Source organism: Microbacterium sp. 22303 (genome assembly GCF_052045265.1).
Lineage (GTDB): Bacteria > Actinomycetota > Actinomycetes > Actinomycetales > Microbacteriaceae > Microbacterium.
On sequence record NZ_JBQEOQ010000003.1, the window covers coordinates 337,878 to 354,026 of the forward strand.

Annotated in this window: 12 protein-coding genes; 5 read left to right on the top strand and 7 right to left on the bottom strand. The window is 70.3% G+C overall.

The genetic code is table 11. The features are described 5' to 3' along the window. The first annotated feature begins 7 nt into the window (after nt 1-7). Both ACTJI8_RS11070 and ACTJI8_RS11075 read left to right on the top strand, forming a co-directional pair. A complete protein-coding gene (locus tag ACTJI8_RS11070; RefSeq protein ID WP_440733494.1) occupies nt 8-1,441 on the top strand; it encodes an FAD-binding oxidoreductase in 1,434 nt (477 codons plus the stop codon). Next, the gene (locus tag ACTJI8_RS11075; protein WP_440733495.1) at nt 1,434-1,841 is read left to right on the top strand and encodes an NUDIX hydrolase; all 408 of its coding nucleotides are present in this window, start codon (nt 1,434-1,436) and stop codon (nt 1,839-1,841) included. The genes ACTJI8_RS11070 and ACTJI8_RS11075 overlap by 8 nt, the downstream gene beginning before the upstream one ends. Before the next feature lie 15 nt (nt 1,842-1,856). On the opposite strand, the gene ACTJI8_RS11080 is transcribed toward ACTJI8_RS11075, so the two are convergent. The 3 genes from ACTJI8_RS11080 to ACTJI8_RS11090 all read right to left on the bottom strand — a co-directional run bounded on the left by ACTJI8_RS11080 (nt 1,857) and on the right by ACTJI8_RS11090 (nt 4,772). Continuing rightward, a complete protein-coding gene (locus tag ACTJI8_RS11080) occupies nt 1,857-2,636 on the bottom strand; it encodes a glucosamine-6-phosphate deaminase (RefSeq protein WP_440733496.1) in 780 nt (259 codons plus the stop codon). A 64-nt stretch (nt 2,637-2,700) separates the two neighbouring features. Continuing rightward, complete coding sequence (locus ACTJI8_RS11085) at nt 2,701-3,627, bottom strand: ROK family protein (RefSeq protein WP_440733497.1); 927 nt, start codon at nt 3,625-3,627, stop codon at nt 2,701-2,703. Next, a complete protein-coding gene (locus tag ACTJI8_RS11090) occupies nt 3,624-4,772 on the bottom strand; it encodes an ROK family transcriptional regulator (protein ID WP_440733498.1) in 1,149 nt (382 codons plus the stop codon). Before ACTJI8_RS11090 ends, ACTJI8_RS11085 begins: the two co-directional genes overlap by 4 nt. Nucleotides 4,773-5,055: 283 nt before the next feature. On the opposite strand from ACTJI8_RS11090, the gene ACTJI8_RS11095 reads away from it, so the two are divergent. Then, the gene (locus ACTJI8_RS11095; protein WP_440733499.1) at nt 5,056-6,534 is read left to right on the top strand and encodes a L,D-transpeptidase family protein; all 1,479 of its coding nucleotides are present in this window, start codon (nt 5,056-5,058) and stop codon (nt 6,532-6,534) included. A 147-nt stretch (nt 6,535-6,681) separates the two neighbouring features. Here ACTJI8_RS11095 and ACTJI8_RS11100 read toward each other — a convergent pair whose 3' ends face one another. After that, entirely contained in the window at nt 6,682-8,901 is a 2,220-nt protein-coding gene (locus tag ACTJI8_RS11100; RefSeq protein ID WP_440733500.1) for an NADP-dependent isocitrate dehydrogenase, read from the bottom strand. Nucleotides 8,902-9,148: 247 nt separating this feature from the next. Here ACTJI8_RS11100 and ACTJI8_RS11105 point away from each other — a divergent pair, with 247 nt between their 5' ends. Next, nucleotides 9,149-9,601 carry an N-acetyltransferase family protein gene (locus ACTJI8_RS11105; protein WP_440733501.1) on the top strand — a complete coding sequence of 151 codons (453 nt, stop codon included), beginning with the start codon at nt 9,149-9,151 and terminating at the stop codon, nt 9,599-9,601. 262 nt (nt 9,602-9,863) lie between these two features. Here the strand turns inward: ACTJI8_RS11105 and ACTJI8_RS11110 are convergent, their stop codons facing one another. Continuing rightward, nucleotides 9,864-10,706, bottom strand: coding sequence for a hypothetical protein (locus tag ACTJI8_RS11110; protein WP_440733502.1), 843 nt, complete (start codon nt 10,704-10,706; stop codon nt 9,864-9,866). A gap of 934 nt (nt 10,707-11,640) precedes the next feature. Here ACTJI8_RS11110 and ACTJI8_RS11115 point away from each other — a divergent pair. Next, complete coding sequence (locus ACTJI8_RS11115; protein ID WP_440733503.1) at nt 11,641-11,844, top strand: DUF559 domain-containing protein; 204 nt, start codon at nt 11,641-11,643, stop codon at nt 11,842-11,844. A gap of 67 nt (nt 11,845-11,911) precedes the next feature. Here the strand turns inward: ACTJI8_RS11115 and ACTJI8_RS11120 are convergent, their stop codons facing one another. Continuing rightward, complete coding sequence (locus tag ACTJI8_RS11120; RefSeq protein ID WP_440733504.1) at nt 11,912-13,720, bottom strand: ABC transporter ATP-binding protein; 1,809 nt, start codon at nt 13,718-13,720, stop codon at nt 11,912-11,914. After that, nucleotides 13,717-15,636: an ABC transporter ATP-binding protein gene (locus tag ACTJI8_RS11125; RefSeq protein WP_440733505.1), complete on the bottom strand. Its 1,920-nt coding sequence runs from the start codon at nt 15,634-15,636 to the stop codon at nt 13,717-13,719. Before ACTJI8_RS11125 ends, ACTJI8_RS11120 begins: the two co-directional genes overlap by 4 nt. Nucleotides 15,637-16,149 lie beyond the last annotated feature (513 nt).

Consider the following 16,149-nt stretch of genomic DNA (forward strand, 5'->3'; position numbering starts at 1 on the left):
GCCGCCGGTGCCCGTCACCGTCCTGGACCGGCTCCGCACCGCGCTGGGCGACCGCGTCGACACGACGGATGCTGCGCTCGACGCCGCCCGCGCCGATCGATCCGGGCATGCCTCGCCGTCCGTTCCTCTCGCCGTGGTGCACGCCGAATCGACGTCCGACGTGCAGGCGACGCTTCGCATCGCGCAGGAGACCCGCACGCCTGTCGTGGTGCGCGGGGCGGGCACCGGGCTCGCAGGCGCCGCCATCGCCGGCGCCGGCGAGATCGTGCTGTCCACTCTGCGCATGCGCCGTGTGCTCGAGATCCGCCCCGACGATCTCCTCGCCGTGGTGGAACCCGGGATCCTCAACGCCGAGCTCGATGCGCTCCTCGCCGAACACGGCCTGTGGTGGCCGCCCGACCCCGCCAGCCGCGACATCTCCACGATCGGCGGCAACATCGCCACAGGCGCGGGCGGGCTGCTGTGCGCGAAGTACGGCGTCGTGCGCGATGCCGTGCTGGCGCTCGACCTCGTGCTCGCCGACGGTCGCCTGCTGCACCTCGGACACCGCAGCGTGAAGGGCGTGACGGGCCTCGACCTCACGTCGCTCGTGATCGGGTCCGAGGGCCGGCTCGGCGTGATCGTCGGCGCCACCCTGAAGCTGCGCCGCGTCGTGCCCGGCACCCCGTGCACGATCGTCGCGAACTTCCCCGCCGTCCGCGACGCGGCCCGCGGATCCGCGGCCGTCACCGCCTCGGGCGCCGAGCCCGCGATCATGGAGCTCATGGACGCGCGCTCCCTCGCCGCCGTGCACGCGCTGCTCGGGCTGGAGCCGCCGCTCGAGGGCGTGGCGCAACTGACGATCCAGACCGACGGACGCTCGGCCGCGGTCGAGGCGGAGCAGATCGCCCCGGTGCTGCGCGGGGCCGGTGGCACCGTGACGGTGACCGACGACCCCGTCGAGGGCGAGGAGCTGCTGCGGGTCCGTCGATCGATGCACGCCGCCATGGCGGCCCTGGGCACCACCCTCATCGAAGACGTGTCCGTGCCGCGCAGCGCGCTGCCGGCGATGTTCGACGAGATCACGCGCATCGAGCAGGAGTACGGGATCGAGATCCCCACAGTCGCGCACGCCGGCGACGGCAACCTGCATCCGAACTTCATCGTGCAGAGCCCGGAGATCCCCGAGCGGATCTGGCAGGCCGCCGACGACCTGTTCCGTGCTGCCATGCGCCTGGGCGGCACGCTCACCGGCGAGCACGGCATCGGAATACTGAAGAGCCGCTGGCTCGCCGAGGAGCTCGGAGAGGACCAGTGGGAGCTGCAGCGCGAGATCGTGCGGGCGTTCGATCCGACAGGAATACTCGCCCCCGGCAGGGTCTACGCGCCCCGCATCACCGAGCCCGACACCGCAGCGCCGAACGACGCGGTGCAGCATGACACGGAGGATCCCCATGCCTGACATCCACGTCTCGGCCGCGATCATCACCGACGCCGCGGGGCGCGTGCTGGTCGTGCGCAAGCAGGGCACCGAGCGGTTCATGCAGCCGGGCGGCAAGCCCGAGGCCGGCGAGACTGCCGCGCAGACCCTCGCACGCGAGCTGCACGAGGAACTGGGGCTGCGCATCGACGAGGACGCGCTGCGCCCGCTCGGCGTGTTCGTCTCCGCGGCTGCGAACGAGCCCGGTCATCGCGTGATCGCGACCGCATTCGCCACGATCGCCGAGCCCGGCGACGTGCAGGTGCAGGCCGAGCTCGCCGAGTTGCGGTGGATCACCCCGGCCGATGCGGAGTCGCTGCCGCTCGCCCCGCTCAGCGAGGAGCACCTGCTCCCCCTGGCATGGCCGGATCTCGCCCGCTGAACTCGCGCCCGCCGGTCAGATGCCCTGCCAGGCCGGCTTGTTCGCGAAGGTGTAGCGGTAGTAGTCCGCGAGCGTGAGCTTCGACGCCGCTGCCTCGTCCACGACCACCGTGGCATGCGGGTGCAGCTGGATCGCCGTGGCCGGCACCAAGGCCGACAGCGGCCCTTCGACGGCGTCGGCGATGGCCTGCGCCTTGCCCTCGCCATAAGCGAGCAGCACGAGGTGGCGCGCCTCCAGGATCGTGCCGAGTCCCTGGGTGATGCAGTGCATCGGGACGTCGTCCGGGGAGTCGAAGAAGCGCGCGTTGTCCTCCCGGGTCTGCTCGGTGAGGGTCTTCACCCTGGTGCGCGACGCGAACGAGCTGCCGGGCTCGTTGAACCCGATGTGGCCGTCGGTGCCGATGCCGAGCAGCTGCAGGTCGACCCCGCCCGCCGCCCGGATCTTGGCGTCGTACTCGGCCCCGGCGTGCTCGATGCCGTCCTCGGATCCGTCCGGAACATGAACGAGCGCCGGCGTCAGGCCGAGCGGCTGAACGACCTCGCGCGTGATCACGGAACGGTAGCTCTCCGGGTGCGAGGGGTCGATGCCCACATACTCGTCCAGCGCGAAGCCGCGAACGCGCGACACGTCGAGGCCGGCGAGTCGCGTGCGCAGTGCCGAGTAGACCGGCAGCGGAGTGGATCCGGTCGCGAGCCCGAGCACCGCATCGGAGCGGCGCGCGATGAGTCGGGCGATCTCGGCGGCGACCAGTTCGCCGGCGGCGGTGGAGTTCTCGACGATGACGACTTCGGCCATGGGGTGCTCCCTCTAGGTGTCGGTGGCGTGGATTCGGATGTGCGGGTTCGAGGCGGTGCGGTGATCAGACGAGTTCGGCGGGCAGGCGGGCGGCCCCGACGAGCGCGGCCCCGAGCGCTGCCGCAGGGGATCCGAGCGGCAGCAGTTCGACTCTCCGGTCCAACCGCAGCGAGCCGATGAACGGCGATTCCGCACCCTCCTGGCGCAGCCGGCGCACGAGGTCGTCCAGCAGGCGGTCGCCGAGGGCGGTGACCCCGCCGCCGATCACGACGGTCTCGACGTCGGCGCTGAGCACGAGGCTGCGGACCGCGGAGGCCGCGCCGAACGCGATGCCCTCGCGCAGCTCCAGGGCGAGCGCGTCGCCGTCCTCCGCAAGGTCGAAGATGTCGCGGAGCGGAAGATCGCCGCCGCGCGCCCAGGCCTTGGTCACGGCGCCTCCGCCGCAGAAGGTCTCGATGCAGCCGCGCTGCCCGCAGCCGCACACCCGCCCGCGGGGATCCACGGAGAGATGCCCGACCTCCCCGGCCGTACCGTGCGCGCCGCGCCAGAGAGCCCCGTCGATGACGATCCCCGCGGCGACCCCGGTGCCCAGGTTCAGGTAGGCCATCGAGTGGGCGTCGCCGCGCAGTGACCCGGCGCCGAGGGCCGCCGCCTTCACGTCGTTCTCCACGGAGACGGGGACGGGCAGGCGGATGCGCACGGCCTCGGCGAGATTCAGGTCGGTCACGCCGAGGTTCACCGCGTGCAGCACGCGGCCCGCATCGGCATCGATGAGACCGGGGATGCCGATGCCGACCGATGCCACGTCCGAAACCGGGAAGCCGCCCTCGCCGGCGAGCGCGTCGACGGCGTCGTGCACGGCGGTGACGACGGCGTGATCGCCCCATCCCGTGGGGATGCGGGTGCGCGCGAGGATCGCGCCGTCGGCGGCGAGAGCGAGCGCGTCGATCTTGGTTCCGCCGACGTCGAGGCCGACGCGGATCGCGCTCACGAGACGCCCAGCTGGCCCGACAGGACCATGACGGCGGCTCCGCGCAGCACGATGTCGTCCTGCGCGGTGAGCCGGATCGCGACGTCGTCGAAGACGCCCTCCAGCGTGCGCTCGGTCAGCGTGCGCGTGGCTGCGTCGATGAGCGTGCCGGCGAGCAGATCCGCAGGTCCCGACAGCACGATCTCGGAGAGGTCGAGCGCGGCGACGATGGGCGCGATGGCGACGCCGAGCCGTGTTCCGGCCTCACGCAGCACCTGCTCCTCGGCTGCAGGGTCCTCGGCGATGCGCGCGCGCAGTTGGGATGCGCTCAGCCAGGCCTCCAGGCATCCCTCCTTGCCGCACGCGCAGCGCGGCCCGCCGTCGGTGCCGACGACGACGTGGCCGATCTCGCCCGCCGCGTAGCGGCTGCCCACGAGGGGCTGGCTGTCCGAGATCAGGCCTGCCCCGACGCCGCGGCCGATCTTGATCAGCAGCATGTCCGGACGAGCCTGGCCGAAGGTGTACTCGGCGAGCACCGCGGCGTTCGCGTCATTGCGCACCAGGACCGGCAGGTCCAGGGCCGCGCTGAGCAGCCGCTCGAGCGGGAAATCGCTCCAGTCCAGATTGGGCGAGTTCAGCACGACCCCATCGGGCCGGACGATTCCCGGAGCACCGACGCCGATGCCGAGCACCGGCACGGTGGACAGCTCGACCAACTCCGCAGCGAGGGAGCGGACCGCCTCGTACGCGGCCGCGCCGCCGTTCGGGCGGGGCACCTCGCGTCGCTCGAGCACCACGCCGTCCAGGCTCATCAGCGCACCCTCGAAGGCGCCCGGACCGGAGAGGTCGAGGCCGACGATGCGATGGCCGTCGCGATCGATGTCGATGAGGATGGGCGGCTTACCCGGGCCGGTGGTCTCGCGGATGCCCTTCTCCACGACGATGCCGTCGTGGATGAACTCGCCGACCAGGTCGGAGATCGTCACGCGGGTGAGACCGGTCTCCCGGGAGAGGTCGGCGCGGCTCATGGCGCCGGAGTGATACAGCGTCTGCAGCACCAGGGCGCGATTGTGTCCGCGCGCGTGCTCGGGGAGCACCTTGGTGCTCGTGCGCAGCTTGCGCGCGGACCCGAAGCGATGCGGGCTGGACCCGCTCTCCGCGTTCATCGGGCGACGCTGCTCATCCGTGGGGCCATGTTTGTTAGTACACCTTACGAACGGGTGAAAATCAAGCCCGGTCGCGCGCGTCGCGAACCGGGTCTCCTCGAACGTTACCGGATCCTGGCTCGTTCACCCCAAGTTTTCCCGCGCGCGGCGCTGTACGACGAGGCCCCGGGGCCACTGATCCCGCGCACCTCCGTCCGTCCATGTGCTTCCGTTGCCGTTTTGTGATATGGCATCCCGTATCCTTGAAAGACTGACAACGCCGAAGGGCAAGGGGGGTGTGCACGTGACGGATCTGGTGACGGCAGCGGGGGCTCCGACCGAGGAGAACACGATCGTCGACGACACGGATGCGACCGCAGAGGCCGCCGCCGGAGACGGCGCGGGCGATCGCCCTGTGGAGTGGGCGCCCGCCGATGAGCCTCCGCGCAAGAAGCGCCACGTCGGCCGCTGGGTCGGCATCGGCCTCGGCGTGCTCGTCCTGGGCCTGGGCGCCGCGTCGACGATCCTCATCGCCCCCGGCACCGCGATCGCCGGTGTGCAGGTCGGCGGAATGACGCCCGGCGCCGCGGCAGAGGCCGTCAGCAACCACATCGGCGCCATGCAGGTGACGCTGACCGGCGAGGGCGACGGCAAGCACGTCAGCGGATCCGACCTGGGCGCGCATGTCGACGCGACCAAGCTCGCCGACAAGGCCTTCGCCGAGCGCCCGATGTGGAACATCACGAGCTGGATGTCCGCCCCGATCCCCGGCACCATCACCCTCGACGAGCGCGCCGCCGAACACGCGCTGCGCGCGCAGGTCCCCACGGTCTATCGGGACGCCACCGATGCCACGGTCGCCTTCCACGGCACCGGCTACGCGGCGACTCCCGCGAAGGACGGTTCCGGCATCGACCTCAAGGCCCTCACGGCGGCGATCTCGTCAGCCGCCGAGAACGGGCGCAGCTCGCTCACGTTCGAGGCGAACGCGGCGCCGGTCGCCCCCGCCATCAGCGACAAGACCGCCGCCGCCACGGTCACCGAGCTCAACACCCTGCTCTCCACGATCGGCTTCTACGTCGGCACGGAGCGCACGGTCCCCGTGGACCCGGCCACAGCCGCCAGCTGGCTCACCCTCACGCCCGACGACGGCAAGCTCGCGATCACCGCGGATCGTACCGCCATCCAGAAGAGCATCGACACGCTCGCGGCGACGGTCAACCGCGCGCCTGTCAACGCCACCACGGTCGTGAACTCCTCGGGCGAGGTGCTCGCCGACATCACCCCCGGTGTGACCGGCCGCCAGCTCGGTGACATGTCGGGGGCGGCGGCGACGTTCGCCGCGCAGATCGCGAAGGGCAACGGCACCCTCACTCTCCCGATCACAGACACGCCCTTCAGCTCCACGACGCTGCTGCGCAAGATCGACGTCAACCTCAGCACCGAGACCGTGACGGTCACCGAGAACGGCAACGTGGTCGACTCCTGGTTGGTCTCCTCGGGCCGCGAGGGCTTCGCGACGCACACCGGGTCGTTCGCGGTGAACTGGAAGCTCGAGACCCAGAACATGGGCAACACCGACCTCACCAAGGCGCCGTACTACTACCAGCCCGACGTCAAGTGGATCATGTACTTCAACGGTGACGAGGCCCTGCACGGCGTGTACTGGCACGACAACTGGGGCAGCCCGATGAGCCACGGCTGCGTCGGCATGCCGGAGTGGCGCGCCGAGTGGCTGTTCGACTGGAGCCCGCAGGGCACCGAGGTCAACGTGCACTACTGATCCGGATCCGGATCTCTCGTCCGGACGGGGCTCGTCGCATCGCGCGGCGGGCCCCTTCTCGTGCCCGGCGCGACGCGATGCGACGGCTCGCCGGACGGAATGACGAAGGGGGCGGATGCCGCAGCATCCGCCCCCTTCGTCGTGCTGTCAGTTCAGGCCGTCGATGACCGCGTTCAGCGTCGCCGACGGACGCATGATCTTCGCCACGAGGGCGCCGTCGGGGCGGTAGTAGCCGCCGATCTCGGCAGGCTTGCCCTGCACCGCGGTGAGCTCGGAGACGATGCGCTCCTCATCCGCGGCGAGCGCGGCGGCGACCGGCGCGAACGCGGCCGCGAGTTCGGCGTCCTCGGTCTGCTTCGCCAGCTCCTGCGCCCAGTACAGGGCGAGGTAGAAGTGGCTGCCGCGGTTGTCGATCGTGCCGAGAGCGCGGCCCGGCGAACGGTCGTTCTCGAGGAACGTGCCCGTCGCGGCGTCGAGCGTCTTCGCCAGGATCGCGGCCTTGGCGTTGCCCGTGCGGTCGGCGAAGTGCTCGAACGACGCGGCGAGCGCGAAGAACTCACCCAGCGAGTCCCACCGCAGGTAGTTCTCCTCGACGAGCTGCTGCACGTGCTTCGGGGCGGATCCTCCCGCACCGGTCTCGAACAGGCCGCCGCCGGCGAGCAGCGGGACGATGCTCAGCATCTTCGCGCTGGTGCCGACCTCGAGGATCGGGAACAGGTCGGTGAGGTAGTCGCGCAGCACGTTGCCCGTGACCGAGATGATGTCCTCGCCCTTGCGCATCCGGGCGAGCGAGTAGCGCGTCGCCTCCTCCGGGGTGAGGATCTCGATCGTCAGGCCGTCGGTGTCGTAGTCCTTGAGGTACTCGGTCACCTTGGCGATGAGCGCCGCGTCGTGCGAGCGGTCCGGGTTCAGCCAGAACACGGCGGGCGCTCCGGTGGCGCGGGCTCGGCTCACGGCGAGCTTGACCCAATCGCGAACCGGGACGTCCTTGGTCTGCGTGGCGCGCCAGATGTCACCCTTGTGCACCTCGTGCTCCAGCACGACATCGCCCGCCGAGGTGAGGACCTGGACGCGCCCGTCGGCGGCGATCTCGAAGGTCTTGTCGTGGCTGCCGTACTCCTCGGCCGCCTGGGCCATGAGGCCGACGTTCGGCACGGTCCCGATCGTCGCCGGGTCCAGCGGGCCGTTCGCGATGACGTCCTCGATCGTGGCCTGGTAGACGCCGGCGTACGACGAGTCCGGGATGACGGCGAGGGTGTCGTCCTCTCCGCCGTCCTTGCCCCAGAGCTTGCCCCCGTTGCGGACGAGGGCGGGCATCGAGGCGTCGACGATCACGTCGCTCGGGACGTGCAGGTTGGTGATGCCCTTGTCCGAGTTGACGTAGCTCAGGCGCGGGCCGTTCTCCATAGCCGCCGCGAATGCCGCCGCGATCTCCTCGCCGCCCTCGATGCCGGCGAGTCCGGCGAGGATGGAACCGAGCCCGTCGTTGGCGGTCAGGCCCGCCGCGGCGAGCTTGTCGCCGTACTGGGCGAAGACGTCCGCGAAGTAGGCGCGCACGACATGGCCGAAGATGATCGGATCCGAGACCTTCATCATCGTCGCCTTGAGGTGCACCGAGTAGAGCACGTCCTCGGCCTTCGCCTCGGCGAGGGTCTCGGCGAGGAAGGCGTCGAGGGCCGCGGCGTTCAGGAAGGTCGCGTCGACGATCTCGCCCGGGAGCACCTTGAGGTTCTCCTTCAGGACGGTGACCTGCCCGTCGGCGGAGACGTGCTGGATGGTGAGCACGTCATCGCCCGGGGAGACCCAGCTGCGCTCGTTCGCCTTGAAGTCGTCGTGTCCGAGCGTCGCGACATGCGTCTTGGATCCGTTGGCGAAGGCCTTGTTGCGGTGCGGGTGCTTCTTCGCGTAGTTCTTCACCGCGAGCGGGGCGCGGCGGTCGCTGTTGCCCTCGCGCAGCACCGGGTTCACGGCGGACCCCTTGATGCGGTCGTACCGGGCGCGGATATCCTTCTCCTCGACCGTCGTCGCGTCGTCCGGGTAGTCCGGGACGTCGAAGCCCTGCTTCTGCAGCTCGGCGATCGCCGCCTTGAGCTGCGGGATGGAGGCCGAGATGTTCGGGAGCTTGATGATGTTCGCCTCGGGCGTCGTAGCGAGCCCGCCGAGTTCGGCGAGCGCGTCGCCCACGGCCTGGCCGGCGCTCAGACGCTCCGGGAACGTCGCGAGGATCCGACCTGCGAGCGAGATGTCGCGGGTCTCGATGTCGACGCCCGCCTGGTGGGCGTAGGCCTGGACGATCGGCAGCAGCGAGGCGGTGGCCAGTGCCGGCGCCTCGTCCGTGTAGGTGTAGATGATGGCGTCGTCGGTCACCGGGGTCTCCGTTTCACGCAGGAAGGGTTTCAGACAGCGGCCTCGCGCGATGCGCGCGCGGGGTATCGCGCGGATTTGTCTCGATACCAAGATACCTGCCCTCGGTCGGTTCCCGAGCGAGGTTCGTCGGTTCCTGCACGCGCGTGCGCCCGGCCCCATCCGCACGCCCGGTGCCGCGCAGATGAACTTATCCCCACGTTTCGGCTCGGACCGTCACGAGGCCCATCCAGGGTTTAGCCTGTTGTCCATGACGGAACTGCGACTGGTCGAACTGTCCGCGGCGACGATCGTCGCCGTCAACAACCTCTCCCTCAAGCCCGGGCAGGAGCAGTACCTCGCGCCCGTCTCGTACGGGATCGCAGCGACCGTCATGAATCCGCAGACGAGCTGGCAGCGGGTCGTGCTGGACGGCGACGAGGTCGTCGGCTTCGTCAGCGCCAACTTCGATCCCGATGCCCCGGAGGAGCACTTCCGCTCCGTGCTGTGGCGCATCAACGTGGACGCCGACGACCAGGGGCGCGGCGTCGGCCGGTTCGCCGTGGAGAGCCTCATCGCCGAGGCCCGTGCACGCGGCTTCCAGCACCTGAACGTGATCTACGAGGCGGGCACGGGAGGCCCCGAGGCGTTCTTCGAACGCGTCGGTTTCACGCCGGTCGGCCAGACCGAATACGCCGAAGTCATCGCAGAGATCCGCTTCTGACCCCGGCGCGCCCGGTTCTGCACCCCGGCGCGCCCGCGACACGCGTACGCTGTGATCGGCGGCGGGGTTTCGAATCCCCTCCCCCATCGAAGCCCCGTCGTCTTCTCTCCCCGATGAGCAGGCGAACCGGACGTCGCCGCCCTGTGATCCGTCCCGTGTCATCCTGAACTCCACAGGACGTTTGCACGTCTGAAGGACGGATCCGACCGGTACGTCCTTCAGAAGCGACATCGTCCTCCAGAACGCATCGCGCCCCCTGCGCTCAGTCGTTCTGGTTGCGCGGCTTCGGTCCGCGCTCGCGTGCGTTCCACGCGGCGATCGCCGAGGCCGCCGCATCGGCCGCCCGATCCAGAGCCTCGGCCGACAGCGCGATCACGTGCTGGGCGGTGTCCTGCCATCCGGTCCCGCGCGATGCGCGCTCGCGCTCCGGGTCCCTGCCCTCGGCACGGGCATGCGCGTCGCGCTCGGCGAGGTCGAACGCGCGCTCGAGGCGGGCCACCGCGTCGCGGTAGGCGCCGAACTCGGCCGGGGCGACGCGGCGGGCAGGATCCGGGCGCGCCTGCCGCGCCTCGTCCATCGCGAGCAGGAACGCGGCGGTGGACGGATCGCGGGCGTCGCCGATGGTGGGGTATGCGATGAGCTTCGCTGGATCCGTCTCGTAGGCCATCCAGCGCGCCACGACCGCGTCATGCGCCGCCATCGCGCGCGGCAGCGGACGACGCCGCGGATCCGCGTTCAGCGCCAGGTCCGCCCGCGCCGCCTCTACCTGCGCTCGTCGCGCCCGCACCGAGGCCGCCGCGGCTCTGGCGCCCGTCTCGGCCTCGCGCAGGGCGCGCCGGGCATCGGCCACCTCGGCCGCGTGCGCGGATCCCGCCGCCCGCCCCGCGACGAGGCCCGCGAGCTCGGCCCGCGCGACCCGCACCCGGAGGCGCGCTTCCGTCGCGATCCGCTGCGCGGCCTGCAGGTCGAGGCGCGAGGCGTCATAGCCCAGCCGGCGTCCCCCGGCGGCCCCGCGGCGTGCACCGAGCACGCTCACCGCCCCCGCCCCGGCGACGACCGGTGCGGTCCACCAGAACTCCGCGGCGAAGGCCCAGAACGGATCCACGCCTCGAGCCTACAGATCCGCGATCCGCGCACATCGCCCACGGATCCGGCCGCCCCGAGCTCTCCGCTCGGGAACGCGGCGTTCGCAACTCCGCAGGGCATTTGCATTTCCACAGGTCAGATCCTCCGGATCCATCCTGCAGAGTTGCGGGCGTCCTGCAAAACGTGTGGCGGATCTCGTTCCGTCTGCCGAGTGGGAGCTCGTCCTCCACAACTGCGTGCGGACGCGATCTCCACCCCGGTTCCGCAGACCGGCTCTCCCGCACTGAAGCCGCATTGCAGGCTGTCGGCATGGACCTGCTCACCTGGCTCTCTCATCGTGATGGCATCGGGCACCGTGACGATGCCGCGGCCGCGGGATTCGCCCCTCCCCGCGTGCGAGCCGCCATCCGCGCGGGCGGAGTGCAGCGCATCCGCGCCCGGTGGATCGCCATCCCCTCGGCTCCGGTGGATCTGGTGCGAGCGGCCGAGGCCGGAGGCGCGGTCACGTGCGTGTCCCTTGCACGACGACGGGGATGGTGGGTGCCGCCCGACACCGAGGAGATGCTGCATCTGCACCTTCCCGCACATGAATCGATCCGGGATGTCGGGTTGCGGGCCCACTGGACCAAGCCACTCGGCCCCCGCCGGCCTCGATCATTGGAAGCGTCCTTCGAAGACGCACTCGCCCACGCCGCGGCGTGCTTCGACCTCGACCACGCGACGGCCATCTGGGAGTCGGCGATCCGCAGGGAGGCCATGACGCTGGAATCGCTGAGACAGGTGGGCTGGCGCAGCTCAGCCGCGCGTCGCGTCCTCGAGCACGTTCGCGGGGACACAGGGTCTTCGCTCGAGACGATCTTCCACGTGCGGCTGAGCGGTTGGGGCGTACGCCTGCGCTTCCAAGTACACCTCGCCGGCCACGATGTGGGGACTTCGTCATCGGGACGCACCTCGTGGTCCAGGTCGATGGCTGGGCGTACCACTCGTCATCGGCGGACCGCACACGCGACATCGCGCACGACGCCGAGCTGCGCCTGCGCGGCTACACCGTGCTCCGCTTCTCCTACGCGCAGATCTTGTACGACTGGCACAACGTCGAGCGGATCCTCGTTGCAGCGATCGCCCGCGGCGCGCATCTCGCCCCGTTCCACGCGTGAATCGAATTGCTCCGACCATGCACTCCGATCAGCAGACAACGAAGAAGGACGCGCGGCGCTCGAGCGACTACACCAGCGTCTGCTGCCACGCGGCATGCAGCTGCGCGAACTTGCCCGTGCCGGCGATGAGGACATCCGGGGCGTCGTCCTCGATGATCCGGCCGTGCTCCATGACCAGCACTCGATCGGCGATCGCGACCGTCGACAGGCGGTGCGCGATGATGATCGCGGTGCGGTCGGCGAGCAGCGTCTGCAGCGCGTCCTGGATCAGACGCTCCGACGGGATGTCCAGCGAGGCGGTCGCCTCGTCGAGGATCAGCACGGCGGGGTCGGCGAGGAAGGCCCGCGCGAACGAGATCAGCTGACGCTGCCCCGCCGAGACGCGGCCGCCGCGCTTGTTCACGTCGGTCTCGTACCCGTCGGGAAGCGAGTCGATGAACGCATCGGCGCCCACGGCCCGCGCGGCGGCCCGGATCTCCTCCATCGTCGCGTCGGGCTTGCCGAGCGCGATGTTGTCGGCGACCGTGCCGCTGAACAGGTAGGCCTCCTGCGTGACCATGACGATCGCCCGACGCAGGTCCTTCGGATGCAGATCACGCAGATCCACACCGTCGAGGGTCACCGCGCCCGCGGTCGGGTCGTAGAAGCGCGACACGAGCTTCGCCAGGGTCGACTTTCCCGCACCTGTCGTGCCGACCAGCGCGATCGTCTGCCCCGCCGGGATGTCCAGGGAGAAGTCGGGCAGGATCACCCGGTCCTGGGCGTAGCCGAACTCGACGTCGTCGAAGCGCACGTGCCCCCTCGACTCCCAGAGGTCGACGGCCTTGACCGGGTCCGGAACGGTCGGCACCTCGTCGAGCACTCCCGACACCTTCTCCAGCGCCGCCGTGGCGGACTGGAAGGAGTTCAGGAACATCGCGATCTCCTGCATGGGCGCGAAGAAGTTGCGCACGTACAGCACCGCAGCCAGCAGGATGCCGACCTGGATCTCGCCGCTCGCCATCCGCACGCCGCCCCACACCACGACCACGCCGAGGGTGAGCGCCGCGACCGCCATGAGTCCCGGCTCGAACGTGCCGAACAGCAGCATCGAACGGCGGTTCACATCGCGGTAGTCGCCGGCGACCTCCTGGAACGACACGTCGTTGCGGGGCTCCTTGCGGAACGCCTTCACGGCGCGGATGCCGGTCATCGTCTCCACGAACTGCACGATGACCTTCGCGCTGATCACGCGCGACTCGCGGTACACGAGCTGCGAGCGCTGGTAGAACCAGCGCATCAGGTACACCAGCGGGATGCCGGCGAGCACCAGCACCACGCCCGACTCCCAGTCCACGAGGACGAGCGCGATGAACGTGAAGAGGCCGTAGAGCAGCCCGGACACGAGCTGGTTCAGACCGCCGTCGAGCAGCTCCCGGATGGAGTCCAGGTCGCTCGTCTGACGCGAGATGATCCGGCCCGAGGTGTAGCTCTCGTGGAACTCGAGGCTCAGCCGCTGCGTGTGCAGGAACATGCGCTTGCGCAGATCGAGCAGCACCGCCTGCGTGATGCGCGCGGTGAGCACCGCATACCAGCCGATCAGGGCGGATCCGAGCGCGCCGATCACGAGGAAGGCGATGCCGACCACGATGGTCGGCATCCAGTCCGCGTGCTTCAGCACCGCCGGCAGCGCCGTGTTGAGCCCGTACGCGATCAGCGCGGGGCCCGCGACCTGGGCAGCCGTCGAGACCACCAGCACCAGCGCGGTGAGCGTGATCTGCACCTTCAGCGGCGCGATCAGGGATCCGAACAGCCGCAGCGAGCGGCGGCGGATCGCGCGGCTCTCCTCGTGCGTGAGGTCGGAGCGGTCCTCGTCCTGAGTTCCGATGACGCTCATGCCTGCACCTCCTCGTTCTGGGCGTGGGTATCGGGGGCGATCTCGTCGAGCGCCTCGGCGGCGGGCGCAACCCCCGGGACCGCCTCCCGGATCACGGGGATCGCCCCCGTGCGCGCGGCCTCCTCGGCCTCGAGGCTCGAGATCACATGCCGGTAATGCGCGCTCGTGCGCAGCAGCTCCGAGTGCGCGCCCACGGCCGTCACCCTGCCGTTCTGCAGCAGCGCGACGCGATCGGCGAGGGCGACGGTCGAGGGGCGGTGCGCGACGATGAGCGCCGTCGTCTCGGCGAGCACGTGGCGCAGCGCCTCCTCGACGAGCGCCTCGGTGTCGACGTCGAGCGCGGAGAGCGGATCGTCCAGCACGAGCACCTTGGGCTTGGCCGCGACGGCACGGGCGAGTGCGAGGCGCTGACGCTGTCCGCCGGACAGGCTCAGCCCCTCCTCGCCGATCATCGTCTCGACGCCCTCGGGGAGCGTGTCGACGAAGGCGGCCTGCGCCACATCGAGCGCTTCCCGGAGCACGCGCTCGGCCTCAGGGCTGTGGATGTCGAGGTCCGCCCGGCCGAGCAGCACGTTCTCGCGCACGGTGGCCGAGAACAGCGTCGCGTCCTCGAACGCCATCGCGATGTGCGTGCGCAGCTCGGCCAGCGTCAGGTCGCGCACGTCCACGCCGTCGAGCGTCACCCGTCCGCCGGTCACGTCGTACAGACGCGTCGGGAGGGTCGTGAGCGTCGTCTTGCCGGATCCGGTGATGCCGACCAGGGCCATCGTCTCGCCCGGGCGCAGCACCAGGTCGATGCCGTCGAGCAGGTCGCGTTCGTGCGGGCGGGCGTCCTGGTAGCGGAAGCGGGCGCCCTCGAACGCGAGCTCGCCCCGGGGCTCGGCGATGCTCACCGGGCTCTCCGGATCCGTGATCGTGTTCTGCTCGTCGTAGATCTCGAACACGCGATCGGTGGCCGTGCGCGCGTCGAGCATGAACGAGAACAGGAAGCCGATCGACTCGATCGGCCAGCGCAGCACGGTCGCCATCGCGAAGTAGGCGAACAGCTCCGGCGCGTTCAGGGCGCCCTGGGCGATCAGCCAGATGCCGGCCACGAGGTTGAGCGCGAACGCGATCTCGGGCATCAGCACGAGCCAGAACCAGATCCAGCCCACGGAACGGGCCTTGCTCAGCTCGGTCTCGCGCAGCGACTCGGCCTGGCGCGCGAACTTGACGAGCGCGTGCTTGCCGCGTCCGAAAGCCTTCAGCACGCGGATGCCGTGCACGCTCTCCTCGACGCTCGTGGCGAGATCGCCGGCCTGGTCCTGGCTGCGCCGCGTGAGCACGCCGTAGCGCTTCTCGAACAGGAAGCCCGAGATCCACAGCGGCACGGCAGTGATCAGGAAGATCGTGCCGAGCAGCCAGTGCCAGCGGAACAGCAGCGCCGCGCCGATCACGATGGTGAGCAGGTTGACGACGAGCAGCACCAGACCGAAGGCGAGCCAGCGGCGGATCAGGCCGATATCCTGCATCATGCGGCTGAGCAGCTGGCCCGACTGCCAGCGGTCGTGGAACGCGACCGGCAGGCGCTGCAGGTTCGAGTACAGCTGCGTGCGCATGCGGTACTCCACCTGCGTGGCGGGGTTCAGCACGAACTGGCGACGCAACCACACCATGATCGCCTCGCCGAGGGCGAGCACCGTGACGGCGACCGCACCCCAGATGATGGCGCCGATCTCGCCGGTGGCGATGGGGCCTTCGAGCACGACCTGCAGCAGCAGCGGCACGCACAGCGCGATCACGGCGGCGGCCAGAGCAGACGCACCGCCCCCGACGAGGCGCCAGGCGACGGGCTTCACGAAGGGCGCCAGGCGCGCGAGCGCACGGGGCGTGGAGAGTGTGGAGGCGGATGAGGACGACGTGGATTCTTCAGACATGATTCTCAGCAGTTACGTGACAGGAGGGACGACAGGGGACGAGAAGGAGCGGATGCGAGACATCCGTGCGATGAGCGGCCGGTGGGGCCTGAGGGGGTCGGAGCGGTTCAGCGGCCCTGAGCCGCCGGACGTCCGAGAAGACGCAGAGGTTCCGCCGTGAGCGGGTGGCTCCGAGTCAGTCCTCGGCCGGGGCGAGGGGCGAACCGGCGACAGCGCTGATCGACGATGCAGTGGTGATCGTGGGCATGGTGTCCTCCTCGGTTCGACGGCCGCCGGTCGGTTGACGCGACAGCCGTCCAGCCTATGTTTGTGAACCGCCTGAACGCAAGCGTTTTCCCGAAACCGATCTCACGGCCGCCGTGGACCCGTCCCGGGCCGTCGCCCTCGCACGGCTCTCCGGTACTGAGGGCAGCATCCGGCGTGCTGCATCCATTCCCGATCCGCCGGATCCGGTTTGGCCCCCGTCGGCGCGTCGAGGCCCCCTCTGCGCGCCCGCGCCCCCTCCAGCGTTCG

Excerpts from the sequence above, each read along its gene's own strand:
- ACTJI8_RS11075 (WP_440733495.1), top strand. The coding sequence starts at position 1,434 with ATGCCTGACATCCACGTCTCGGCCGCGATCATCACCGACGCCGCGGGG.
- ACTJI8_RS11090 (WP_440733498.1), bottom strand. The coding sequence starts at position 4,772 with ATGAACGCGGAGAGCGGGTCCAGCCCGCATCGCTTCGGGTCCGCGCGC.
- ACTJI8_RS11125 (WP_440733505.1), bottom strand. The coding sequence starts at position 15,636 with ATGTCTGAAGAATCCACGTCGTCCTCATCCGCCTCCACACTCTCCACG.
- ACTJI8_RS11080 (WP_440733496.1), bottom strand. The coding sequence starts at position 2,636 with ATGGCCGAAGTCGTCATCGTCGAGAACTCCACCGCCGCCGGCGAACTG.
- ACTJI8_RS11105 (WP_440733501.1), top strand. The coding sequence starts at position 9,149 with ATGACGGAACTGCGACTGGTCGAACTGTCCGCGGCGACGATCGTCGCC.
- ACTJI8_RS11120 (WP_440733504.1), bottom strand. The coding sequence starts at position 13,720 with ATGAGCGTCATCGGAACTCAGGACGAGGACCGCTCCGACCTCACGCAC.